The sequence below is a fragment of the Streptomyces sp. NPDC028722 genome, assembly GCF_040637655.1.
Lineage (GTDB): Bacteria > Actinomycetota > Actinomycetes > Streptomycetales > Streptomycetaceae > Streptomyces.
This window is the reverse complement of the sequence record NZ_JBEZWU010000008.1, coordinates 269,092-290,853: the sequence shown is the minus strand read 5'-3', so window position 1 is coordinate 290,853 and position 21,762 is coordinate 269,092. Positions and strand designations below refer to the sequence as shown.

The 21,762-nt window shown below is 74.7% G+C and carries 19 protein-coding genes and 1 pseudogene; 9 read left to right on the top strand and 11 right to left on the bottom strand.

The features are described from left to right. Nucleotides 1-42 precede the first annotated feature (42 nt). Entirely contained in the window at nucleotides 43-561 is a 519-nt protein-coding gene (locus tag AB0F03_RS15890; RefSeq protein WP_361991366.1) for a methylated-DNA--[protein]-cysteine S-methyltransferase, read from the bottom strand. 159 nt (nucleotides 562-720) lie between these two features. Here AB0F03_RS15890 and AB0F03_RS15885 point away from each other — a divergent pair, with 159 nt between their 5' ends. The 3 genes and pseudogenes from AB0F03_RS15885 to AB0F03_RS15875 all read left to right on the top strand — a co-directional run. After that, the gene (locus tag AB0F03_RS15885) at nucleotides 721-960 is read left to right on the top strand and encodes a hypothetical protein (RefSeq protein ID WP_361991363.1); all 240 of its coding nucleotides are present in this window, start codon (nucleotides 721-723) and stop codon (nucleotides 958-960) included. A gap of 3 nt (nucleotides 961-963) precedes the next feature. Next, nucleotides 964-1,341: a toxin Doc gene (locus AB0F03_RS15880; protein ID WP_121785572.1), complete on the top strand. Its 378-nt coding sequence runs from the start codon at nucleotides 964-966 to the stop codon at nucleotides 1,339-1,341. 964 nt (nucleotides 1,342-2,305) lie between these two features. Beyond that, nucleotides 2,306-3,724 (top strand): annotated as a pseudogene (locus tag AB0F03_RS15875) (RICIN domain-containing protein); the annotation flags it as partial. A gap of 95 nt (nucleotides 3,725-3,819) precedes the next feature. Here the strand turns inward: AB0F03_RS15875 and AB0F03_RS15870 are convergent. Then, nucleotides 3,820-4,989 carry a lactate 2-monooxygenase gene (locus tag AB0F03_RS15870; protein ID WP_361991360.1) on the bottom strand — a complete coding sequence of 390 codons (1,170 nt, stop codon included), beginning with the start codon at nucleotides 4,987-4,989 and terminating at the stop codon, nucleotides 3,820-3,822. Nucleotides 4,990-5,406: 417 nt separating this feature from the next. On the opposite strand from AB0F03_RS15870, the gene AB0F03_RS15865 reads away from it, so the two are divergent. Beyond that, complete coding sequence (locus tag AB0F03_RS15865; protein ID WP_361991357.1) at nucleotides 5,407-5,841, top strand: protease inhibitor; 435 nt, start codon at nucleotides 5,407-5,409, stop codon at nucleotides 5,839-5,841. A gap of 205 nt (nucleotides 5,842-6,046) precedes the next feature. On the opposite strand, the gene AB0F03_RS15860 is transcribed toward AB0F03_RS15865, so the two are convergent. The 4 genes from AB0F03_RS15860 to AB0F03_RS15845 all read right to left on the bottom strand — a co-directional run bounded on the left by AB0F03_RS15860 (nucleotide 6,047) and on the right by AB0F03_RS15845 (nucleotide 8,181). Further along, the gene (locus AB0F03_RS15860) at nucleotides 6,047-6,244 is read right to left on the bottom strand and encodes a CDGSH iron-sulfur domain-containing protein (protein WP_361991355.1); all 198 of its coding nucleotides are present in this window, start codon (nucleotides 6,242-6,244) and stop codon (nucleotides 6,047-6,049) included. After that, on the bottom strand, nucleotides 6,225-6,878 hold the full coding sequence (locus AB0F03_RS15855) for a HemK2/MTQ2 family protein methyltransferase (RefSeq protein ID WP_361991352.1): 654 nt from the start codon (nucleotides 6,876-6,878) through the stop codon (nucleotides 6,225-6,227). The genes AB0F03_RS15860 and AB0F03_RS15855 overlap by 20 nt, the downstream gene beginning before the upstream one ends. Nucleotides 6,879-6,899: 21 nt before the next feature. Next, a complete protein-coding gene (locus AB0F03_RS15850; RefSeq protein WP_361991349.1) occupies nucleotides 6,900-7,940 on the bottom strand; it encodes an iron-containing redox enzyme family protein in 1,041 nt (346 codons plus the stop codon). A gap of 73 nt (nucleotides 7,941-8,013) precedes the next feature. Next, nucleotides 8,014-8,181, bottom strand: coding sequence for a hypothetical protein (locus tag AB0F03_RS15845; RefSeq protein WP_361991346.1), 168 nt, complete (start codon nucleotides 8,179-8,181; stop codon nucleotides 8,014-8,016). A 248-nt stretch (nucleotides 8,182-8,429) separates the two neighbouring features. On the opposite strand from AB0F03_RS15845, the gene AB0F03_RS15840 reads away from it, so the two are divergent. Genes AB0F03_RS15840 through AB0F03_RS15830 form a run of 3 tightly spaced genes read left to right on the top strand, consistent with a single transcriptional unit; the run spans nucleotide 8,430 to nucleotide 11,032 of the window. After that, entirely contained in the window at nucleotides 8,430-9,281 is an 852-nt protein-coding gene (locus AB0F03_RS15840; protein WP_361991343.1) for an SDR family NAD(P)-dependent oxidoreductase, read from the top strand. Nucleotides 9,282-9,287: 6 nt separating this feature from the next. After that, nucleotides 9,288-10,214: a DMT family transporter gene (locus AB0F03_RS15835; protein WP_361991340.1), complete on the top strand. Its 927-nt coding sequence runs from the start codon at nucleotides 9,288-9,290 to the stop codon at nucleotides 10,212-10,214. Nucleotides 10,215-10,264: 50 nt separating this feature from the next. Further along, nucleotides 10,265-11,032, top strand: a complete 768-nt coding sequence (locus AB0F03_RS15830) for a polysaccharide deacetylase family protein (RefSeq protein ID WP_361991337.1) — start codon at nucleotides 10,265-10,267, stop codon at nucleotides 11,030-11,032. Nucleotides 11,033-11,103: 71 nt separating this feature from the next. Here the strand turns inward: AB0F03_RS15830 and AB0F03_RS15825 are convergent, their stop codons facing one another. Beyond that, nucleotides 11,104-12,150 carry a galactosyldiacylglycerol synthase gene (locus tag AB0F03_RS15825; RefSeq protein WP_361991533.1) on the bottom strand — a complete coding sequence of 349 codons (1,047 nt, stop codon included), beginning with the start codon at nucleotides 12,148-12,150 and terminating at the stop codon, nucleotides 11,104-11,106. Between the two features lie 230 nt (nucleotides 12,151-12,380). Here AB0F03_RS15825 and AB0F03_RS15820 point away from each other — a divergent pair, with 230 nt between their 5' ends. Next, a complete protein-coding gene (locus AB0F03_RS15820; protein ID WP_361991334.1) occupies nucleotides 12,381-13,283 on the top strand; it encodes a ribonuclease BN in 903 nt (300 codons plus the stop codon). A 7-nt stretch (nucleotides 13,284-13,290) separates the two neighbouring features. Here the strand turns inward: AB0F03_RS15820 and AB0F03_RS15815 are convergent, their stop codons facing one another. The 4 genes from AB0F03_RS15815 to AB0F03_RS15800 form a co-directional block, all read right to left on the bottom strand. Then, a complete protein-coding gene (locus tag AB0F03_RS15815) occupies nucleotides 13,291-16,107 on the bottom strand; it encodes an NHLP bacteriocin export ABC transporter permease/ATPase subunit (RefSeq protein WP_361991331.1) in 2,817 nt (938 codons plus the stop codon). 1 nt (nucleotide 16,108) lies between these two features. Continuing rightward, a complete protein-coding gene (locus AB0F03_RS15810; protein WP_361991328.1) occupies nucleotides 16,109-18,331 on the bottom strand; it encodes an NHLP family bacteriocin export ABC transporter peptidase/permease/ATPase subunit in 2,223 nt (740 codons plus the stop codon). After that, nucleotides 18,328-19,134: an HlyD family efflux transporter periplasmic adaptor subunit gene (locus AB0F03_RS15805; RefSeq protein WP_361991325.1), complete on the bottom strand. Its 807-nt coding sequence runs from the start codon at nucleotides 19,132-19,134 to the stop codon at nucleotides 18,328-18,330. The genes AB0F03_RS15810 and AB0F03_RS15805 overlap by 4 nt, the downstream gene beginning before the upstream one ends. Before the next feature lie 108 nt (nucleotides 19,135-19,242). Beyond that, nucleotides 19,243-19,458, bottom strand: a complete 216-nt coding sequence (locus tag AB0F03_RS15800) for a type A2 lantipeptide (RefSeq protein ID WP_361991322.1) — start codon at nucleotides 19,456-19,458, stop codon at nucleotides 19,243-19,245. 671 nt (nucleotides 19,459-20,129) lie between these two features. On the opposite strand from AB0F03_RS15800, the gene AB0F03_RS15795 reads away from it, so the two are divergent. Continuing rightward, nucleotides 20,130-21,659, top strand: a complete 1,530-nt coding sequence (locus AB0F03_RS15795; RefSeq protein WP_361991530.1) for an alpha-lytic protease prodomain-containing protein — start codon at nucleotides 20,130-20,132, stop codon at nucleotides 21,657-21,659. The last annotated feature ends 103 nt before the right edge of the window (nucleotides 21,660-21,762 follow it).

Genomic DNA, 21,762 nt, shown 5'->3' with positions numbered 1-21,762 from the left:
CCGGCGCGGCCCGGCATCCGCGGGCGGGAACGCCCCGGCCGGTCACAGCAGCGTGGGCTGGAGCGCGCCCTCGTGCGTGAGCAGCCAGCGCTTCTTCTCCAGCCCGCCCGCGTAGCCGCGCAGCGAACCGTCCGCGCCGATCACCCGGTGACAGGGCCGGACCAGCAGCAGCGGATTGGCGCCGAGGGCCTGGCCCACCGAACGGACCTCGGCACGGGCCAGACCGAGGCGGGCGGCCAGCTCGCCGTACGTGGTCGTCCTGCCGTAGGGGACCGCGTCCAGGGCCTGCCACACCGCGTGCCGGAACGCGTTGCCGGCGGGGGAGAAGGACAGGTCGAAGCGGGTCAGCCGGCCCGCGAAGTACGCGTCCAGCTGCCGGATCGCCTCGGTGAACGGCCGGTCGTCGCGGTCCTCCGGGCGCACGACAGGGGTGCCGCGCTGCCCCGGCAGGGACAGGGAGGTGAGAGCGAGGCCGGCCGGTGTGACGACCCCGGTCAGCAGCAGGTCGCCCAGGGGGCTCGGGTGGACGGTGTGGACCGGGTGGGCGGTGTGCGTGGTCATGAGATTCCTCCGGGTCGTCGCCTCTGCCCAGTCTGTCGTACCGCGCGCCCGCTGACCGGCGGGAATCGGACATGGCCCTCGACCCCGTCGGTACCCTGGTGCAGGGGCTCCCACCTGCGGGTATTTACGCGTGAGTACCCGCGCGGTACCGTGAGGAGCATGCCAGCTCTCAACGTGGAGTTCAGCGAACGGGAACTCGAGGACCTGCGGCAGATCGCCAAGGAGCGCGGTACGTCGATGAAGGCCCTCGTGCGTGAGGCCGCCGCCGCCGACATCGCCCGCCACCGGGCGCTCCAGGAGGGAGCGGAAGCCTTCCGGCGCTTCTTCGCCACCCACGCCGAGGAGTTCGCGGCGGCCTTCCCGGACGACGAACGTCCCGTCCGGGGCGAGGCCGCCTGACCGATGCCCTCCCTCATCCATGTCGACGTCCCCTGGCTCCTCCAGCGACACGAGGAGGTCCTGCCCGACCAGCCCGCCGTGGACGACTTCTCCGCGCTGGTCGCCGCCGTCGCCCGGCACCGGGTGGACCCGCCCCGGCTGGGCGTGGACTCCGACGCCGCCTGGCGTGCCGCCGCGCTGCTGCACACCCTCGCCGTGCTCAAGCCGCTGCCCGCGGCCAACGCCCGCTTCGCCTGCGCGACCGCCGTGGCCTACATGTTCGTCAGCGGCGTCGGCATCGACCCGCCCTACGGCGCCCTCGTCGACCTCGCCCGCGACCTGATCTCCGGCAAGACCGACGTCTACGGCGCCGCGGACCGGCTGCGCTCCTGGCAGATCTGACGCCACCGAGGTTGTCCGGACCGCGCGAAGTGCGTCCGGTCCCGCCTGGGGCGTCCGGTCCGCGCGAAGGCCGTTCGGTCCCCGCCTGGCGTGTTCGGTCCCCGCCTGGCCTGTTCGGGTCCGCACGAAGGTCGCCCGCACGCCACGGCAGCCCGGGCCCGCTCCGGGCGGTCGGTCCCGTCCCGGCCGGCGGGGGCCGCCGGCCGGGGCGGCACAGACAGGGCCGGCGGCCGGTCGCGCGCGGGCGAGCCGCCGTCCCCCGCGGGGCCTCGCGCGAAGGCCGGCTCACAGTCCACCACCGGGCCGCGGGCTCCGGGAGGGTGCGCGCCAGGGGAGTGGGCACGCACCCTTCGCACGGGGTGCGCACGGGGTGCCCGCACGGGCGATACGCCGGGCGCTCCGGGACGGTGCCGACGGCTGGTTTACGGCCTTCCCCCACACCCGTCGATGTCGTACGCGCGCCTTGTTGCCCCTGTGGCAGTTGTGCAAGGGTTCGGCACGCGGTGCATATCTCCCGCTCCTTCCGCGCCCGTGAGCGCGCACGCCACGCACCGACGCACCACGCACCGAAGGAATCCGCTCCGTGCACACCCCCCACCCTCCTCGGCCTTCAGGTCCGCCGCCCGGCGGCGATCCCGGAGAATCCGACGAGTCGCTCGCCGGCCCGCTGCGGGCCGGCTCCGACGCGGAAGCCGCCCGGTCCGCGGCCCTCCTGATGGCCCGGCACTGGCAGCCAGCCCACGACTACGCGGTCCTCTGCCTGGCCGCCTCCGGGCCGCCGGCCCACATGGTCACCGCCACCGCCTTCCACCAGGTCCTCGGCCGGCTGGCGCTCGGCGAGCCCGGTGAGGCGTTGCGGCCACGCCTGCTGGTGGCCGTGCGGGACACCGTCGTCAACTGGTCCGGCACCGACCGCGTCACCGCCGTACTGCCCGTCCTCACCAGACCCGCCGGGGGCCGCGGAATGCGCGCCGCGCTCACGCTGACACCGGAGAACCGCGCCCTCACCGAACGCTCTTTCCACGGCCTTCCCCGGCTGGAGCAGACCCTGTTGTGGCACACCGAGGTCGAGGCCGAGCCGGTGCGCGTGCCCGCCGGACTGCTCGGCGTGGACACCCGGAACGCGACGGCCGCACTGGAAGCGGCCCGGGAGAACTTCCGGGAAGGTCTCGTGCGCGCCCACCGGGAGCTCGCGCCCGGCAACGAGTGCCGTCACCACAACCGCCTGCTCGACATCCCGATCCGCCGGGGCGGCACGCTGCTCCCCGACGTGCAGGAGCACCTGGCCGGCTGCGCCCACTGCCGGCACGCCGCCGAACAACTGGGCCAGTCCGACGCGGCCCTGGGCGTGCTGCTCGCCGAGGCCGTCCTCGGCTGGGGCGCCCGCCGCTACCTCGACACGCGTCCCGGCCGCCTCCAGGGCGCCACCGGCACCCGTGGCACCCCCCGCCGCTCCGGCGGGCGCCGACGCGGCGGCGGGCGGCCGGGGTTCCTGGCGCGGACTGTCGCCACCGCCACGTCCGGCCGGGTCCGCCGCCCCGCCGACGACGGCGGGTCCGGCCTGCCCGACGGGCCTGGTCGGTCGCTTGGCTCCGGCGGCGACGGACTCGGCCTGCCCAGTGGGCCGAGCCGGTCGCCCAGCACCGACGGATCCGGCCTGCCCGGCGGACCGGGCGTCACCAACGGCGGACCCGGCCAGGCCGATGGATCGAGCCCCTCGTTCCCCTCCTACGGCGGACACGGCCCGTCCGGCGGGCCGAGCCCGTCGCTTCGCGCCGGCCGCCGTTCGGGCGCGCGGGCGGCCGGGGGCGCCGGGTCCCGCCGGGCTCCCGCGGGCCCCGGCCGGTCGTCCAGGACGCTGCTGACCGGAGTCGGTGTGGCCTCGGCCGTACTGCTCGCGGCGGTCCTGGCGATCACCCTGTGGCCGGACGGCGGGGCGGGCACCGGCGCGGCCCCCGGCACCGGGTCCCCGTCGGGCTCCGCCTCCACCCCCGGCACCGCGGGCCTGCCCGCCGTCGGCCGCCCGGCCCGCTGGCGCGACGCCACCGGCCGGTGCCTGGACGTCAAGGGCAGGCCCCGGGCCGGGGCGGGCGCCGTCCTCGCCGTCTGCTCCGGCGCGGCCACGCAGCGGTGGACGTACGACCCCGACGGGCTGCTGCGCAGCGCGGCCGGCCCGGGCCTGTGCCTGGACTCCCACGCCGACGCCGGAGTGGTGATCCTCGGCGACTGCGCGGGCGCCGGCTCGCGGCGGGGCGACGACGTGCGCTACGACCGCACCGCCGAGGGCGAGTTGCTGCCCCGCTGGGACCGTACGCTCGCCCTCGCCGCGGCCGGCGGCCGGCCCGGCGCCGACCTCGTCGTCAAGGTCCGGGACGGCTCCGCCGGCCTGCGCTGGCGGACCGACACGCCGACGGCGAACAGCGCTTCCCTGCCGGTCACCCACCCACCGGCATCGCGACGCGCCTCGGGTGGGCGGCCTCAGGCGGGGCTCTCGGTCAGGTCGGCCGTCGTCACCGTCGCCGGTCCTGCGTGTCCGGAGAGGGCGAGGGTGAGGTCGAACTCCGCCAGCACACAGCGGATGACGTGCTCCACGCCCGCCTGGCCGTCCAGGCCGAGCCCGTAGACGTAAGGGCGCCCCAGGAGCACCGCCCGCGCGCCCAGGGCGAGCGCCTTGAACACGTCGGCACCGGTGCGCACCCCGCTGTCGAACAGCACCGTCAGCCGGTCGCCGACCGCGTCCACGACCCGGGGCAGGGCGTCGGCCGCGGCGACCGAGCCGGCCACCTGCCGGCCGCCGTGGTTGGAGACCACCACACCGTCCGTTCCGGCGTCCGCGGCCAGCCGGGCGTCGTCCGGGTGCAGGACGCCCTTGAGGACGATCGGCCCCTCCCAGTGCTCGCGCAGGAAGGCCAGGTCCGGCCAGGTGTGGCCGGGGTCCCCGAACAGACCGAGGAAGTGCAGTACCGCCGCGTTCGGGTCCTCGTGCACCGGCTTGGCCAGGCCCGCCAGGAACGCCGGGTCGGTGAAGTAGTTGGCGGTGCCCACGCCGTGCAGGAAGGGCAGGTACGCCTGGTCCAGGTCGCGGGGGCGCCACGCCAGCAGCGGGGTGTCCAGGGTGACGACCAGCACCGAGAACCCGGCCGCCCGGGCCCGGGTGAGGAAACTCCGGGTCACCTCGCGGTCCCGGCCCCAGTACAGCTGGAACCATCGTTCCGCGTCCCCCATGGCCTCCGCCACCTGCTCCAGCGGCGTGCTCGACGCCGACGACAGGATGTACGGCACGCCCTGCGCGGCGGCGGCCCGGGCGGCGGCGGACTCGGCGTCCGGGTGCATGATCGACAGCACCCCGACGGGCGCGAGGGCGAGCGGCGCCGGCAGGGTCCGTCCCAGTATCCCGGTGGTCAGGTCCCGCTCGTGGACGTCCCGGAGCATGCGCGGCACGATGCGGCGCCGGTCGAGGGCCGCCCGGTTGGCGCGGGCCGTGCCCCCGTCCCCCGCGCTGCCCGCGACATACCCCACCGGGCCCGGGCCGAGCCGGTGTTCGGCCAGGTCCTCCAGCCGGGTGAGGTCGGTGGGAAGCCGGGGCACCACCCCGGTCATCCCGTTCAGATAGATCTCGTACTGGAAGTCCGCCCAGTGCTTCGCCATCGTCCCTCCCGCGTCGTCGGCCGCCTGCGCACCCGACGATACCGACCGGTAAGTCGGTGCCCGGCCGGTACCGATGGCGCGGAATGACGGAAGAGTCGGCTCCTGGTGATCACTTCATGAACACAAGGAGTCATCAGGAGGCGCAGAGGGGACCGGGCCGGAATGTTTCAGGACGATTAACAAACAGCTGTTTTTCAGCCAGCTGGCCGCTTCGGGGACGAGGGAACCGCTCAGTTCCGGGCCCGCGTCGGTCGGATTCCGTGACTTCACGCCACTGATTCAACACGAAAGGTTACTGAAACCCGTGGGTTCGATGTGTATTTCGCTGGCGGACTCGGCAGAGTGGCGCTCGCCGCTCCGGTGCCCGACCGGATCCGGAGCCGGCACCCTGTCATCTCGAGCGGAAGGATGCACACAATGCGGAACACCGCGCGCTGGGCAGCGGCCCTCGGCCTCACGGCCGCCGCCGTCTGCGGACCCCTGACCGGGGCCGCCGTCGCTGCACCGGGCGCCGCCCCGTCGTCGCTCTACGCCCCCTCGGCCCTGGTGCTCACCACGGGCCACGGCAACGACGCGGCCACGGCCACTCCGGAGCGCGCCGTCACCCTGAACTGCGCCCCCTCGGCGTCGGGCACCCACCCCGCCGCGGCTCAGGCCTGTGCCGAGCTGCGGGGCGTCGGCGGTGACTTCGACGCCCTGAAGGCGGCGAACGACGTCATGTGTACCAAGCTCTACGACCCGGTGGTCGTGACCGTCCAGGGCGTCTGGCAGGGCAAGCGCGTCGCGTACGAGCGGACCTTCGGCAACATGTGCATGAAGGACGCCGTCGGCGGCAGCCTGTTCGCCTTCTGAGACCGGGATCGTGAGTCCCCGTGGACGCCGGAACAGGCCCGCAACTGGGGAGTGCGGCCTCTGGAGCGGGGAACCCGCGATCTCGAACCGGGGCAGGCGGGCGGAGTGGGGCCGCCCGCCGGCACCGGGAACACAGCCGCTCCCCGGCCGGCCCGTGGGGGGCCGTCCGGGGAGCGGCGAAAAACAACCGGTTTCAACCAGAGACTCAGGCCTTGCGCCGGTGACTCGTGTCGCACCAGGGATAGCGGCGACTGCGCCGACAGGTACACAGAGCGACACGGAAGCGGTCCGAGGAGACCGTGGTCCCGTCCTCCAGCTCGATCTCCACGGGCCCCTCCACCAGCAGCGGCCCACGCCGCCGCATGGTGATCCTGCGGGGCTCGTCAGCGCGGTCGTTCGGCACGGATGACCACCAGCTCTTCCCTGTCGTCGGCCGGCGCGAGCAGCCCGCGCCGGCGCAGCCATTCCTCCCGGGAGCGCAGCACCGGACCGAAGGCGATCCAGCGGCGCCGGACGACCGTGGCCTTCAGGCCCGCCGCCTCCAGCAGCTCCAGGGTCCGTTCGGGACCGCTCAGCGCGGAGTGCACCAGCAGCAGCACCCCGCCGGGGCGCAGCAGCGGTGGCGCGTCCTGGCAGATCCGGTCCAGCAGCAGCCGCCCGTCGAGCCCCGCGTCCCAGGCCCGGGCGCGACCGCGCGGCCCGGGCCCGGCGTCGGGCGCCGGCACGTAGGGCGGGTTGGCCAGGATGATGTCGTACGTCCGGCCGCGGACCGGCGAGAAGAGGTTGCCGCGCCGGATGCGCACCGGCAGCCGGGTCAGCCAGGCGTTCAGCCGGGCCGTCCACACCGCCCGCCGGGAGACGTCCACGGCTGTCACCCGCGCGCCCCGCCGGGCCGCCTCCAGCGCCAGCGCACCGCTGCCGGTGCCCACGTCCAGCACCTGGGCGCCGGGCGGGGGATCCTCCTCGTGGAGCACCTCGGCCAGCAGCTCCGTGTCGTCCTGCGGGGCGTACACACCCGGAAGTACCAAAGCGATCACACCGCGCGTGTACCCACAGCATCAGGATGTATGAGACATCTCCTGTTCCCGGGGTGCCGGCCGGTCCCGGTCCAGGGGAGTGCGCAGCGACGAGCGTCCCGCCCGCCAGTCGGCGAGCAGCCGCCGGCCCAGCCGGTCCTCCAGGAACTCGGTCGCGTCGATCCCGAAGGCCACGTCCGGCGCCAGCTCCGGCTCCTCCTCCAGCAGTCCGCCGATGACCTCCTGCCGGACGACCTGCTCGTGCACCGCGTCCGCCTCCACGTGCTCGTCGTAGAAGAACTCGGCGGCCGGGCCGGCACCGGTGCGGCGCATCGCCCCGGCGAGCCGGCGGGAGCCGGGCGAGGAGGTGATCTCCACCTCGGCGAAGTGGCCCACCAGCGCGCCGCGCAGCCGGCGGTGCAGGCCGAACAGGGACATCAGATTGACCACGGCCAGCATCTCGGCGGGGGCCGCGTCCAGGTAGCGGCCGTACGTGGTGTCCAGGCCGAGGTCCGTCATCAGGTCGGCGAACAGGCGCGCGTGCACCCGGTCGGCCCGGCCGCCGCCGAACTCGTCGAACTCCACGGCGGCCATCCCCGCCTTGGCCCGGCCCCACAGCCGGGGCAGCACCCAGGCGTGCGGGTCGGCCTCCTTCAGGTGGTACAGGGAACGCTGGGCGGCGTACTCGCGTACCTGCCACAGCTCGCCCTCGTCGCACAGGAAGTGACTGACGCCGGTGCCCTCGGCCGGCTCGACGAGCAGGGCGCCCAGCGCGTCGTCCAGGTTGTCGTGGGCGGGCGCGTCGGCGCGCAGCGCGGACAGGAAGCGCTGCTCCAGCGCCGCGCGGATCCGCAGCAGCTCCGGGTCCCACTCGGCTTCCGGGGGGACGCCGGCGAATCCGCGGTAGTGCAGCTCGTAGCACAGGTACAGGGCGAGCTGGAGGTCGTCGCCGTACGGGTCCGCCGCCGCGGCGTCCGCAGGGGCGGGGAGGGGGCCCGTGCCGCGCAGGTACGCGTCGACCGCGCCGGAGAGCGGGCCCCGGGGCGGGGGCAGCTGGGGTCCTCGCAGGTGGTGGTGGTTCATGGAACCCGGGTACCCGGCCCGCGGCAAAGCACGACCGCGGGCGGAGCGACCCGCGCCGCCCCGCCCGGCCGCGCTACTCGCCGTGCGCCTGTTCCTGCGCTCCCGTGTTCGGGGTGATGGCGTCCCCGGCCTCGCCCGAGGCACCCTGGTCCCCGTCGCCCTCGCCGGTCTCCTCGACCTCCCGGAGCACCTCCTCCACCGCCGTCCCGGGCTTCTTCTCGCGGTCGTCGCCGCCGGACATCCTGTCTCCTTCCGCCGTCCTGCCGATCTTCCCTGCGGGTAACCCGCCGACGCCGTCTCAAGCGTGGCGCCGGGGGGAGCGGCCGTGGTCAGGGGCCGGTGGCCCAGGACCAGGCAGCCATGTGACGCCCGGCGCCTACGGGCCTCCGCCGTGCGCGGTGTTTCAGGGTGTGGCGCCCTGGATACACCGCGAGGACTCGGTACCGGAGCCCGCGCGCCCGTGCACACCGTCGCAGTGAGGTCGCCACCATGTCCCACGCCCCGCCCCCCGCAGGCCCGTCGAACCGCGCCCGGCCGGTGCGGGACCTGGCTCCGGAGACGGGCTCCGCCCCCCGCCCGGCGCGGTCCCCGGCCGGCCGTGGCGGTACCGCCCTGGTGACGGGAGCCTCCTCCGGCATCGGTGCCGCCGTGGCCTGCCGGCTGGCCGCCGAGGGCTGGCGCCTCGCACTGAACGGGCGGGACGTCACCCGACTGGAGCAGGTGGCCGCAAAGGCCGGTGCCCTGGCCCTGCCCGCCGACCTGACCCGGCCCGGCGCCCACCACCGTCTCACCGGCCTGGCCCTGGACCACCTCGGCCGCCTCGACCTGCTGGTGGCGGGCGCCGGCGTGGGCTGGGCCGGGGACTTCGCCGGGATGCCCGCCGCGCGCATCGACGAGATCGTCGGCGTCGACCTGCTGGCCACCGTGCACCTCGTGCGCGCCCTGCTGCCCCACATGGTCGCGGCCGGCTCGGGGCGCGTCGTCCTCGTCGGCTCCTTCGCCGGCAGCGTGGGCGTACGCGGCGAGGCCGTCTACTCCGCGGCGAAGGCCGCCCTCGCCGCCTTCGCCGACGCCCTGCGCTACGAGCTGCGCGGCACCGGAGTGGGCGTCAGCCACGTCATCCCCGGTGTGGTCGACACGCCGTTCTTCGACCGGCGGGGCACCCCCTACACGCGGTCCTGGCCGCGGCCGGTACCCGCCGAACGCGTGGCCGGCGCCGTGTGGTCCGCCGTCACCCACGACCGGGACGAGGTCTACGTCCCCGGGTGGCTGCGGCTGCCCGCCCGGGTGCACGGCGCCGCGCCCGGACTCTACCGGCGGCTCGCCGCCCGCTTCGGGTGAGCGGCCATGACCGCCGTCACGGTGCTGCTCGCCCTGTTCGCCGCCCTGTCCAACGCGTCCGCCTCGGTGCTCCAGCGCCGGGCCGCCGTGCAGGAACCGGACGACGGCAGCGGAGCGGGGTCCGTCGTACGCCGGTTCACCCATGTGCTGCGTCGCCGCTCCTGGCTGGCGGGCGTCGCCCTGCTGGCACTGTCCGGCCTGCTCCAGGCCGGGGCGCTGGCCGTCGGCAGCCTGTCCCTCGTCCAGCCGCTGCTCGCCGCCGAGCTGCTGTTCACGCTGGCCGTGGGCAGCGTCGTCTTCCGGCGCCCGCCGGACGGCCGTACCTGGCTGGCGTTCGCCGCGCTCGCCGTGGGGCTGGCCCTGTTCCTCCTCGCGGCGGCACCGACAGCGGGCCGCACCAGCGCGCCGCCCCGGGCCTGGCTGCTGGGCGGGGCCGGGGTGCTCGGTGCCGTCGTCCTGTTCGCCGTGGCCGCCCGCCTCGCGAAGGGCGCGTCCCGGGCGGCGCTGCTCGGCCTCGCCTCCGCCGTGTCCTTCGCCACCACCGCCGCGCTCCTCAAGGAGGCCGTGGGGCGGCTCGGCGACGGGCTCGGGGCGATGTTCGGGCACTGGTCGCTGTATGCCACCGGGGTCGCCGGACTCGTCGCCTTCCTGCTGTTGCAGGGCGCGCTGGGCGCCGGCTCGCTGACGGCCTCCCAGCCGGCCCTCACCCTCGGCGACGCGCTCACCAGCGTGGTCCTCGGCTGGGTCCTGTTCGCCGAGACGGTCCACCTGGGCCTGAGTCTGCTCCCGGAGGCGATCGGCATCGCCCTGATCGGCGCGGGCAGCATCGGCCTGGCCCATGCCCGGACCGTCGGCGGGGAGTGGGACACGGCCGCCCCGGACCGCCCGCCGGCCCGGGACGGGACCCCGGCGCCGGCGCCGCGCAGACACTGATCCCTCGCCGACCCGCTGCCGGCCCGCTGTGCCGAAGGAGGTGGTCACCGATGTCCCTCGGGTCCGGCCGCGCGTGGCGGGCGGCGGCCTTCCTGCTGCCGGCCGGTGCCGCCGCCGCGCACATCGGACCGGCGGCCACCTGGCTCCCCGGCGTACGGCTGCCGCTGTTCCCCGGGCTCTCCGGCACGGGGCACCGCCACCACATCGCGCTCACGTTCGACGACGGACCGGACCCGGCCTCGACCCCGCGCTTCCTCGACGCGCTGGACGGGCTCGGGGTCCGGGCGACGTTCTTCGTGCTCGGCGAGCACGTGGTGCGCCATCCGGCGCTGGCCCGGGAGACGGTACGGCGCGGACACGAACTCGGGGTGCACGGCTGGACCCACGACCGCCCGTGGCGTCCCGCGTTCACCCGGACCGCCGAAGGGGTCGAGCGGAGCGTCCGCGCGGTGCACGACCTCACCGGCTGCCGCCCGCGCTGGTACCGCCCCCCGTACGGCATCCTCACCACGAGCCGCTGGTGGGCCGCCCGCCGGGCCGGGTTGCGGACGGTGCTGTGGTCCGCGTGGGGCAGGGACTGGACGGCCGACGCCACACCGGCGTCCGTACGGGCCCGGATCGCGGCGGACCTGCGCGGCGGCGGCACCGTCCTGCTGCACGACTCCGACCGGCATTCGGCCCCCGGCTGCTGGCACGCGGCCCTGGGCGCGCTGCCGGCCCTGGTCCGGGACTGCCGGGAAGCGGGCCTCTCGGTCGGCCCCCTCCGCGAGCACGCCCCACCCCGGCCGGCGGCACGGTCCGGCACCCTCACGGAGTGAGCGGGGAGGCGCGCCGGTCCCGGTCCGGTCGCTCCGGTGCCGGTGCGGGGCCGTCCCGAGGCGCGACGGGATCAGAGGTCGGTGAGGTGGTCCAGCGGGTCGTGGCGGAAGAGGGCGTGGCCGCGGGTCACCCGTTCGGCGCGTTCGGGGGCGTCGTCCGTGAGCCGGGCGAGTGCCGCCAGCAGGGCGGGGCCGTCCGGGGCGAGTTCGGACAGGCCGAGGCCGGCCATGCGGCGCACCCCGTCCGCGCCGTGGCCGGGCAGGGGGCGGTGGCCGACCACGGGCAGCCCCGCGGCGAGGGCCTGCACGGCGGTCTGCCCGGCGGCGTTGTCCACCAGGGCGTAGGACGCGGCCAGCAGGCCGGGCATGTCGTCGACCCAGTCCAGGGCGAGCACGGCGGGCTCCCGGGAAACCCGCGCGCGCAACCGGTCGTTGCGGCCGCACAGCACCACCGGGAGGTAACCGGCCGCCGCCAGCAGCGAGGCGGTGGCGGCGGGACGGGACGCCGCGCCCCAGGCACCCGCGGACAGCAGGACCGGCGGCCGGCCGGGCGCACGGCCCGCGAAGCGCTCCCGCCACCGCGCGGCCCCGGGGGCCGGCGCGCGGAAGGCGGGCGCGACCACCGGTCCGGTCGTGACCACGGGAACGGCGAGGGAGCGGCGCACGTCGGCCGCCGTCGCGTCCGTCAGACACAGATACCGGTCGTTGCCGGGATGCAGCCACTGCCGGTGCACCGCGAAGTCGAGCAGGAAGACGGCGCTGGGCACCCGCAGCCGGCCCCGGGCCCGCAGATGGCCGGTCAGCTGCGCGGCCAGATGGAAGACGGACACCACCACGTCGGCGCCCGTGCGGTCCACGAGATCGGTCAGCCGGTCCGCGGCGAGCCGCGCCAGCGGCACCCCGCTCGGGCGCCGGCCGGGCCCCTCCCTCAGGAACGCGCCGTACAGATTGGCGTACACCCAGGGCAGGTGCCGTACCGACACCTGGTAACCGCGGCGCAGGCCCGTGCCGAGCCCGTACGGCAGGAGCCGCAGGACGTCCACGACGTACGCCTCGTGCCCGGCCGCGGTGGTCCGCCGCGCGAGTTCGGCGGCCACGGTGTCGTGGCCGGCGCCCATGCTCGCGCTCACGATCAGCGTCGTGCGCCGGCTGCCCGGCGCCTGAGGGTCCGTGGTCCGCACGGCTTCCGATTCTCCGGTGGCGCGGCGCGGAAACGGCGGACGTCCCGGCCGTGTCGCCGTGGCGCCGTGCGGGTGTCCCCGGTCCGGCCGCGAGTTGCCCGGTGCGGGCCGGGGTGGATGAATCGGCACAGGGAAGCGTGTGGGCGGCGAGCACGGGAGGAGCTGTGATGCGGTGGCGGCGCGGCCTGCACCGTGCGTGGGAGTGGCTCGGCGTCCGGGCCCTGTTCACGCACGGGCGTGAGCTGGAGCTGATGCACCGGGCCATGGGGTTCGCCACGCTGGCCCTGGTGACGCTGGCGCCGCTGCTGATCGTGGTGGCCGCCGCGGACCCCCTGGTGCGGGGCGGGTTCGCCTCGTGGCTCACCGACGGCATGGGACTGTCCGGCCGCTCCGCCCGGGTCCTCACCGACGTGATCAGCCCCCCGCGGAAGGTCATCGGCACCACCAGCGTCTGGAGCGCGGTCCTGCTCGCCGTCTTCGGCGTGTCCTTCGGCGGCAGCGTGCAGAACGCCTACGAGCGGATCTGGCTGCTCGCGGCGGGCCCCTGGCACCGGGTCTGGCGGCAGGCGACCTGGCTGGTGGTGCTGATGGCGTACCTCTACCAGGAGGTGACGACGAAGGCGGCGCTGCACGGCACCCAGCGGATCGCGCTCTCCGCGGTCAGCGGCGTGCTCTTCTTCTGGTGGGGGCAGTGGTTCCTGCTGGGCGGCCAGATCCGCTGGCGCGCCCTGCTGCCGGGGGCGCTGGCCACGGTGATCGGCCTGGCCGGCCTGCGGGTGTTCTCCTCCCTGGTGTTCACCCCGCTCATCGTCACCAATGCGCTCAGCTACGGCGCCGTCGGCACCGTGCTCGTGGTCGAGTCGTGGCTCATCGGCGTGGGCTTCGTCATCTACGGCGGTGCCCTGTTCGGCCGCTGGTTCTGCCGGCACCACTGGATGCCGTCCCACTACGACGGGCCGGAGTACGGGGACGACGAGGGGCCGGAGCCGCCGGCCCACCTGCCGGGCGCGCTGGGCGAGCTGCCGCGGTCCTCGGACGGCCCGCCCGGGACCCCGGGGGAGCGCGACTAGAGCCGGACTAGGCCAGCTGCCGGCGCACCAGCTCGTGCAGGCGGCCCGTGGTGTCGGCGAGGAGGTCGGCCGGGGCGCCCTGCTGGACGACCTTGCCGTCCTCCATCACGATCACCCGGTCGGCGTCCAGGACGGTCGACAGGCGGTGGGCGATGACGATCCGGGTGGCGTTCAGCTTGCGGGTGCTGTCGATGACGATGCGCTGGGTGTCGTTGTCCAGGGCGCTGGTCGCCTCGTCGAAGAAGAGGATCCGCGGGCGCCGGACGAGGGCCTGCGCGATCATCAGGCGCTGCCGCTGTCCGCCGGAGATCGCGCCGTTGCCCGCGACGATCGTGTGCAGCCCCATCGGCATCCGCTGGATGTCCTCCGCGAGCCCCGCCAGTTCGGCCGCCGCCATCGCCTCCTCCGGCGTGTACGGCCCGGTGCCGCAGATGACGTCCAGGATGGAACCGCTGAACGGCTGCGCGTGCTGGAGGACCACACCGCACTGGCGGCGCACCGCGGACTGGTCGAGGGCCGCGAGATCCTGGCCGTCGTACAGGACGCTGCCCGAGACCGGCCGGTCGAAGCCGATGAGCAGGCGCAGCAGCGTGGACTTGCCGCAGCCGCTCGGCCCGACGACCGCGACGAACTCGCCCGGCCGTACGGCGAAGGACACGTCGTCCAGGACGAGCGGTCCGTCGTCGGCGTACCGGAACGACAGCCTGCGGGCCTCCAGCGCGCCGGACAGCGGGCCCGGGCGGGTGCTCGCCGTGCGCACCTCGGGCGTGGCCTCCAGCACCGGCTTGATCTCCTCGAACAGCGGCAGCGCCGCCACCGCCGACACGAACGCGCCGGTCAGCTGGGTCACCGAGGTCAGCAGCATGGTGACCGAGGTGTTGAAGGCCAGGAAGTCCGCCGCCGACATGGCGCCCTTCGCCGGGCCGGCCAGCAGCATGAACATCAGCAGCGTGCAGACCGGAAGGTACACGGCGCCGAGGACCGTGGTGATGTTCTTGATCCGGCCGGCCCGCTGCTGGAGTTCCCGGCTGCGGGCGAACTCCCGCGCCCACGCCGCGTACGCGTAGTTCTCGGCCGCCGCGACGCGCAGCTTGGGCAGGCCGCGCAGGGTCTGGAACGCCTGGTTGTTCAGCTTGTTGCCGAGCACCACGAGCCGCCGCTGCCAGCGCACCTGCCACAGCCCGAGCCCGAGGAACACCGCCGCGATGACGACGAGCATGCCGAGCGCGGCCATCGCCATCGGCACGCTGTACCAGAGGAGGAGGCCGAGGTTCATCGCGCCGACCGTCACCGACTGGGCGACCACCGGGCCGACGCCCGCGAGCATCCGCCGCACCGCGCTGATGCCCATGGCCGCGCTGGCCAGTTCGCCCGTGGAGCGCTGGGTGAAGAAGCGGGTGGGCAGCCGCAGCAGCCGGTCCCAGACGGCCGGCTGGAGCGCCGCCTCGATACGGCCCTCCAGCCGCAGGATGGACAGGTTCTCCAGCAGCGTGAACGCCGCAGCGACGACGCCGCTGACCATGACCGCCAAGGACACCTGCACGATCAGCCCCGTCCGGGCCTCGGGCACGTACTCGCCGAGCACCTTGCCGGTCGCGATCGGCACCAGCGCCCCGATCGCCACCGTCACCAGCCCGGCGAGGAGCAGCCGGAGCAGGTCGCCCCGGGTACCGCGCAGGCTGAACCGCAGCAGCCCGAGCGGCCCGAGCCGCCGGTCGGGCAGCGGCCGGTAGAACATCACCGCGCGCGGTTCGAACTCCGCCGCGTTCGCCTTCTCCACCGGCGTCTCGCGCCCCGTCCCGGGGTGGACGGCCACATAGCCGCCGCGCCGCCACAGCAGGGCGACCGGCGCCCCGGACAACGCCCGGTGGCCGACCAGCGGGCCCACGTCCTCCCGCCACCAGCGCCCGTCCAGGCGGACCGCCCGGGTGCGCACCCGGGACGCCAGCGCGAGGCGTTCCACCGGGTCCAGCCGGTCACTGCCGGCACCGCTCCGCGCGGGCTCGGCGAGGGTGATCCCGGCCGCCTCGGCGACCAGCCTGCACGCCGCGTGGGTGGCGTCGGTGTCGGCGGTGGTCGTACGGCGGGAGGAGTGCCCGCCGATGGAGGCCAGCAGGGTCCGGTCGGCCTGGGCGCGCACGGCCTCACCGGCCTTGATCCCGGCCGCGGCGCGGGTCTCGTGGGTGCGCTCCAGCTGCTCGATCCACCGGTCGAGCGCGGTCAGCAGCCGGTACTGCTGATCGACCATGCTCTGCCACAGCGCCGGGTCCATCAGCAGGTCGGCGGCGGCCTCGGCCCCGTACAGCGAGCCGTACTGCACGCTGCCCGGCGGCACCTGCATCCAGAAGACGTCGTCGTCCGCCGGCGCCGCGGCCCGTTCCTCGGCCATCGGCGCCTGGAACAGCACCGACAGGCCCCGGCCGACGCCCAGGGCGACCGCGTACTCCAGCGGGCTCGACGCCGGCGGGACGTACTGCGGGTTGCCGTCCGCGTCGTAGGACCAGGTCTGCGTGTGCGCCGGCTGGTACAGCTCGCGCAGACCGACGCGGTGCACCACACAGTCGCGGACCGGGCGGGCCACCAGGGTGTGCTGGGGCCCGGTGACCGGGCCGAGCAGCAGCGTGCCCGCCTCCAGCCGGCCGAGGTGGTGCCAGTGGCCCTGCTCGGCGGCGTCCACCGCGAACAGGTCCAGGGCACCGGACGCGACCAGCCACAGCACCTGCGGGCCCGCCAGGTCCAGGCGGCCGAGGCCGGCGCAGTCCAGCCGCGTGCCCAGCGCGTCGAGCGCCCCGAGGACGAGGTCGCCTTCGTGCACGGACGTCATCTCACCGCTCCCTGACCAGTGCCGCGTACGCGCCGCCGCGCGCCACCAGCTCCTCGTGCCGCCCGCGTTCCACCACGGTGCCGTGCTGGAGCACGACGATCTCGTCACTGTCGCGGACCGTGCTCAGCCGGTGCGCGATCACCACGCAGGCGCAGCCGCGCCGCCGCAGGTTGTCCATCACGATCTGCTCGGTCTCCGCGTCCAGCGCGCTGGTCACCTCGTCCAGCACGAGGATGCTGGGCCGGCGCACCAGTGCCCGCGCGATCTCCAGACGCTGGCGCTGCCCGCCGGAGAAGTTCCGGCCGTCCTGCTCGACCCGGCTGTGGATGCCGCCGGGCCGGCGCGTCACCACGTCGTACAGGGCCGCGTCCGTCAGCGCCTCCACCACGGCCTCGTCGGGGATCGACGGGTCCCACAGGGCCACGTTGTCGCGGACCGAGCCCTCGAAGAGGAACACGTCCTGGTCGACGAAGGAGACCGAGGCGGCGAGCGCTCCGCGCGGGATGTCCTCCAGCCGCCGGCCGTCGATGCGGATGACCCCGTCCCACGGCGTGTAGAGACCCGAGATCAGCCGGGAGACCGTGGACTTGCCGCTGCCGGAGCCGCCGACCAGCGCCACCTGCCGACCGGGGCCGACCGTCAGGTCGAAGCCGGACAGCAGCGGCTTGTCCAGCGGGCTGTAGCCGAAGGTGATGTTCTCCAGCTCGACGTGCCCGTGCAGCCGGCGGGTGGAGTCGGCGCCGCCGGGGCGGGCGTACAGCGGGTCGGCCTGGAAGTTCTCCACGTCCTTCAGCCGCGCCACGTCGGCCGCGAAGTCCTGGATGCGGCCCGCCACGCCGTTGAGCCGGGTCAGCGGCGCGGTGAAGCGCGTGACCAGCGCCTGGAAGGCGACCAGCAGGCCGATCGAGAGGTGCCCCTCGACCGCGCGCAGTCCGCCGATCCACAGGATCAGCGCGCTGTTGACGGTGGCGAGCGTGGGCGCGACCACGCCCAGCCAGGCGCTCGGCACGCCGAGCCGCTGCTGCTCCTCCAGGGTGGTGGCGTGCTGCCCCGCCCACTTGCGGAAGTACCCGTCCTCGCCGCCGGTCGCCTTCATCGTCTCGATCAGCTGGAGCCCGGTGTAGGCGGTGTTGGTGAGCCGTGCGCTGTCCGCGCGCAGCTTCGCCGTACGGGTCGCGCGCAGCCGTACGACCAGCCGCATGGCGACCACGTTGAGCAGGGCCACGCCGATGCCGACGCACGTCAGCTGCGGGTCGTAGGTGTACAGGAGCACCGCGTACAGCACGACCACGACCGCGTCCACGCCCGCCGCCGCGAGATCGCGGGCCAGGGTCTCGGCGACCTGGTCGTTGGACTGGAGGCGCTGCACCAGGTCGGCGGGGGAGCGCTGGGCGAAGAACGTCACCGGCAGCCGCAGCAGATGGCGCAGGAAGCGGGCGCTGGAGAGGGTGGAGGAGATGATCCGGCCGTGCAGCAGGTTGGCCTGCTGGAGCCAGGTGAGCACCACGGTGAGCAGGACGCACGCGGCCATGGAGGTGAACAGCACGCCCAGCAGCGAGGTCTGGCCGCCGATGAGGAACGTGTCGATGTAGGTGCGGCCGAGCGCGGGGACGGCGGCGCCGACGGCGACCAGCAGGAGGCTGGCCAGGACCGCGGCGGGCAGCGTGCCCGCGGTGCCGCGCAGCCGGGCGGGCATGGCGCCGAGCACGCCCGGCCGGCGCCCGCCCCGGGTGAAGCCGTCACCCGGCTCCAGCACCAGCACCACACCGGTGAAGCCGCTGTCGAACTCCTCCATGGGCACGAAACGACGGCCCTTCGCGGGGTCGTTGACGTAGACGCCGCGCCGGCCGAAGCGGCGGCCCATGCCGTCGTAGACGACGTAGTGGTTGAACTCCCAGAACAGGATGGCCGGCGCCCGCACCTCGGCGAGGGCCGCCAGGTCCATCTGCATGCCCTTGGCCGTCAGGCCGTAACCGCGGGCCGCCTTCAGCAGGTTGGAGGCGCGTGAGCCGTCGCGGGAGACACCGCAGGCGATGCGCAGTTCCTCCAGCGGGACGTGCCGGCCGTAGTGGCCGAGGACCATCGCGAGGGAGGCGGCGCCGCATTCGACGGCCTCCATCTGGAGCACGGTGGGGGTGCGGACCGTGCCGGTACGGGAGGCGGGGACCGGACGCTTCGCGGGAGCCGCCCGTCTGCGGCCGCGGGTTTCCTGGGCGGTGGTCACGGGAGCAGCCAATCGACGGGGTGCTGGTCGGCGAGCCGTACGGAGGCGGTGGCGAGGGTCATGGAGTCCAGCCGGAACGGCGGGCCGTCGGCGGTGGACCACCGGTAACCGCTCCTCGTGGTCCGGGAGGTGTCCAGTTCGACCAGGACGGCCACCGGTCGGCCGGCGCGGGTGAACTGCTCACCGAGCTGGCTGTCACCGAGGAACGCGGCGATGGACTGGGCGGACTGCGCGCCGCGGTCCACCGACCTCACCTCGCCGCGCAGCACCCCGTACCGCTGTGCCGGTACGGAGGACAGGGTCAGGTCGACCGGGGCGTGCGCCGGGATGGCGGCGGCGTTCTCCGCGGGCACGTACACGGTCGCGTACAGCGGGTCGGAGGCGTGGGCGGTCCGTTCGACGGCGGCGACACCGCTGCCGGTCCGGATGATCTGGCCGATGGTGGCGGCGAGTGTCGTGACGCGGCCGGCGGCGACGGTGCGGACCACCGCGTCGCCCCGGTCCGTACGGACCTTCACGACGGGTGCGCCGGCGGGCAGGCGCTGGCCCTGCCGGGCGAGGACGGCCGTCACCTGTCCGGCGACCGGGCTCTGGAGCAGGTAACTGCCCTGTCCGTGCGTGAGGATGGCGGGCGCGCCGACCGTGGAGGCGACCGAACCGGTCACCGCCCAGACGGAGGCCGCCGCCAGGACGACGACGGTGACGGCGAGCGCGAGCCAGCCCTGCGGGCGGGCGAGCCGCACCGGAAGGTCCAGCTCCTCCGGTGACTGGAGCTTGGCGAGGGCCTGTTGGCGGAACTGCACGGGACTTCCCTCACCCGGGGAGAGACAGCGGAACGGCGGTGTACCGGGGCACCCGAGAGTCCCGGAGCCGAGGGACGGCTCCGGGACGCCGGTGACACCGGGGTGCGGTCAGAGACCGGCGACCAGGTTGGTGACCGGCTGGGTGTGCAGGCCGGTGACGCCCTCGACGGTGCCGACGACGGTGTCGACCAGGCCGGAGACCGGGGCGATGCCGTTGACGGTGCCGGTCACGGTGGTGAGGGCGTTCACGGACAGGCCGCCGGAGACGTTGTCCAGCTCGGCGTCCGAGATCTCGGCGGTCTGGACCTGGGGGGTGGAGTTCATGGTGGAACTTCCCTTCGTATGGGTATTTCTCAAGGGGGAGAGCGGCCCCCTCTGGGGACAGACGGACGGCCGCGGCCGCGGGCGCCGGGCACCCGTCTCCGGGGCCCGCCGGACCCCCGCGGTGCGTTGGATCAAAGCACGCACGGCGGATGCGCTTCCAATCAACCAGGGCTCTCACCTGCGCACTTGGCTGGCCGACGGGCGTAACCGTGCAGGTGTGCGCACGGCTTGTCGGCGACTCCTTCACATGCGGCCCGGCATCGCCGCACCGGGCACCGCGCCCGCCGGACCGCGAAACCGGCACTCCGCACCAAAGGTGTGCCGCGGGGGCGCGCGGATGTGCAGATCCCCCGCCACCCGTGACGTGCCTGGGTATTCGATGTGCAGATTCCCTGAAGGGGAGATTCCGCTTCCTGTTCGACGCCGATCGTCACCGGCCGATCACGGAGTGTGCCGACTCGCGGCCTGGTGTCGGATCCTGGCCGAAGTCCCGCGGAGTGTGGCCGAATCGCCGCGCCGGTAAGGCCGTTGGGAAACGGAATTGAACGCACCGCGCGGCCGGTGCGTACCTACGACCATCCAGGCGCCCCGGTAACCACCCCCCGAACCAACTGCCCCGTCAGGGGCAGACTCCCGTCCCCAGGAGGTCGAGAAGGTTGAGTCACAAGCGAATGCCCAAGCGCAAGGCCGCGATAGCGGTGGGCGGTGTCGCGGCACTCGGAGCGGCGGCCCTCCTGCTGCCCAACGCCAACGCCTCCCAGGACAACGACCAGGCGTCAAGCGCAGCCGGCACCGCGAAGACCCTGAAGGCCCAGGACGCCTCGGACCTCAGCGCCCAGGTGCGGAAGATCCTCGGCGACGCCTTCGCCGGGTCGTACTACGACAGCGCCAAGCAGCAGCTCGTCGTCAACGTGGTCAGCGGCGACGACAACGTGGTCGGCCGGGCCCAGAAGGCCGGTGCGGTCGTCCGCGAAGTGGCGAACAGCACCGCCGAACTCAAGGCCGCCGCACGGACGCTGAAGGCCAAGGCGACCATTCCCGGCACCTCCTGGGCCGTCGACCCGCGCACCGACAAGGTCCTCGTCACCGCCGACAGCACCGTCACCGGTGCCCAGTGGAACCGGCTGCGGTCCACCGTGCGCGGCCTCGGTTCGGGCATGGCCACCGTGAAGAGGTCCTCCGGTACCTTCAAGACCTTCCTCTCCGGCGGCGACGCCATCTTCTCCCAGGTGCAGGGCGGCAACATCCGCTGCTCCCTGGGCTTCAACGTCACCGCCTCCGACGGCAGTCCGGCCTTCCTGACGGCGGGTCACTGCGGTGTCGCCGCCAAGGACTGGTCCGACTCCCAGACCGGCAAGCCCCTCGCCACCGTCGACCAGGCCACCTTCCCCGGCGCCGGTGACTTCTCCCTCGTCAAGTACAACGACCCGGCCACGCAGGCGCCCAGCGAGGTCAACACGGGCAACGGGCAGACGGTGCAGATCAACCAGGCCGCCGACGCCACCGTCGGCGAGAGCGTGTTCCGGATGGGCTCCACCACCGGGCTGCACGACGGCACGGTCACCGGCCTGGACGCCACCGTCAACTTCCAGAGCGAGACCGACCCCAACGGCGTCGACACCGTCACCGGACTGATCCAGACGGACGTCTGCGCCGAAGCGGGCGACAGCGGTGGCTCCCTGTTCACCCAGGACGGCAGCGCCGTCGGACTCACCTCCGGCGGCAGCGGCGACTGCACCAGCGGCGGCGAGACCTTCTTCCAGCCCGTCACCGCCGCCCTCCAGGCCACCGGCGCCACCCTCGGCAACGGCGGCAACGGCGGCAACGGAGCGGGGGACCAGGCGGGCGCGGGTGCGGGTGACCAGTCCGGTGCGGGTGCCGGCGATCAGTCGGGTGCGGGTGCGGGTGACCAGTCGGGTGCCGGTGCCGGCGATCAGTCAGGTGCGGGTGCCGGTGACCAGTCGGGTGCCGGTGCCGGTGACCAGTCCGGTGCGGGTGCGGGCGATCAGTCGGGTGCCGGTGCCGGTGACCAGTCCGGTGCGGGTGCGGGCGACCAGTCCGGTGCGGGCGACCAGTCCGGTGCCGGCTCCGGCGCCGGTGACCAGGCAGGCGCGGGTGACGCGTCCGGTGCCGGTCACGCGGCCGGCGGGGGTGCCGGTACGGCCGGCCACGGGGCGACGTCCCTGACCGGCACGCGCTGAGCGGACCGGCGGCCCCCTGACTCCCCGCCCGGCTCCACCCACGGCTCCGGCCGGCGGGGAGCGGTCCGGCCCTCCGGCGGGAGGGCCGGACCACGGCCGTACG

What these genes read in the sequence shown, in the direction of transcription:
- AB0F03_RS15890 (WP_361991366.1), bottom strand. Translation starts at nt 561, where the DNA reads ATGACCACGCACACCGCCCACCCGGTCCACACCGTCCACCCGAGCCCC.
- AB0F03_RS15885 (WP_361991363.1), top strand. Translation starts at nt 721, where the DNA reads ATGCCAGCTCTCAACGTGGAGTTCAGCGAACGGGAACTCGAGGACCTG.
- AB0F03_RS15880 (WP_121785572.1), top strand. Translation starts at nt 964, where the DNA reads ATGCCCTCCCTCATCCATGTCGACGTCCCCTGGCTCCTCCAGCGACAC.
- AB0F03_RS15870 (WP_361991360.1), bottom strand. Translation starts at nt 4,989, where the DNA reads ATGGCGAAGCACTGGGCGGACTTCCAGTACGAGATCTATCTGAACGGG.
- AB0F03_RS15865 (WP_361991357.1), top strand. Translation starts at nt 5,407, where the DNA reads ATGCGGAACACCGCGCGCTGGGCAGCGGCCCTCGGCCTCACGGCCGCC.
- AB0F03_RS15850 (WP_361991349.1), bottom strand. Translation starts at nt 7,940, where the DNA reads ATGAACCACCACCACCTGCGAGGACCCCAGCTGCCCCCGCCCCGGGGC.
- AB0F03_RS15845 (WP_361991346.1), bottom strand. Translation starts at nt 8,181, where the DNA reads ATGTCCGGCGGCGACGACCGCGAGAAGAAGCCCGGGACGGCGGTGGAG.
- AB0F03_RS15840 (WP_361991343.1), top strand. Translation starts at nt 8,430, where the DNA reads ATGTCCCACGCCCCGCCCCCCGCAGGCCCGTCGAACCGCGCCCGGCCG.
- AB0F03_RS15835 (WP_361991340.1), top strand. Translation starts at nt 9,288, where the DNA reads ATGACCGCCGTCACGGTGCTGCTCGCCCTGTTCGCCGCCCTGTCCAAC.
- AB0F03_RS15830 (WP_361991337.1), top strand. Translation starts at nt 10,265, where the DNA reads ATGTCCCTCGGGTCCGGCCGCGCGTGGCGGGCGGCGGCCTTCCTGCTG.
- AB0F03_RS15825 (WP_361991533.1), bottom strand. Translation starts at nt 12,150, where the DNA reads ATGGGCGCCGGCCACGACACCGTGGCCGCCGAACTCGCGCGGCGGACC.
- AB0F03_RS15820 (WP_361991334.1), top strand. Translation starts at nt 12,381, where the DNA reads ATGCGGTGGCGGCGCGGCCTGCACCGTGCGTGGGAGTGGCTCGGCGTC.
- AB0F03_RS15815 (WP_361991331.1), bottom strand. Translation starts at nt 16,107, where the DNA reads ATGACGTCCGTGCACGAAGGCGACCTCGTCCTCGGGGCGCTCGACGCG.
- AB0F03_RS15800 (WP_361991322.1), bottom strand. Translation starts at nt 19,458, where the DNA reads ATGAACTCCACCCCCCAGGTCCAGACCGCCGAGATCTCGGACGCCGAG.
- AB0F03_RS15795 (WP_361991530.1), top strand. Translation starts at nt 20,130, where the DNA reads ATGCCCAAGCGCAAGGCCGCGATAGCGGTGGGCGGTGTCGCGGCACTC.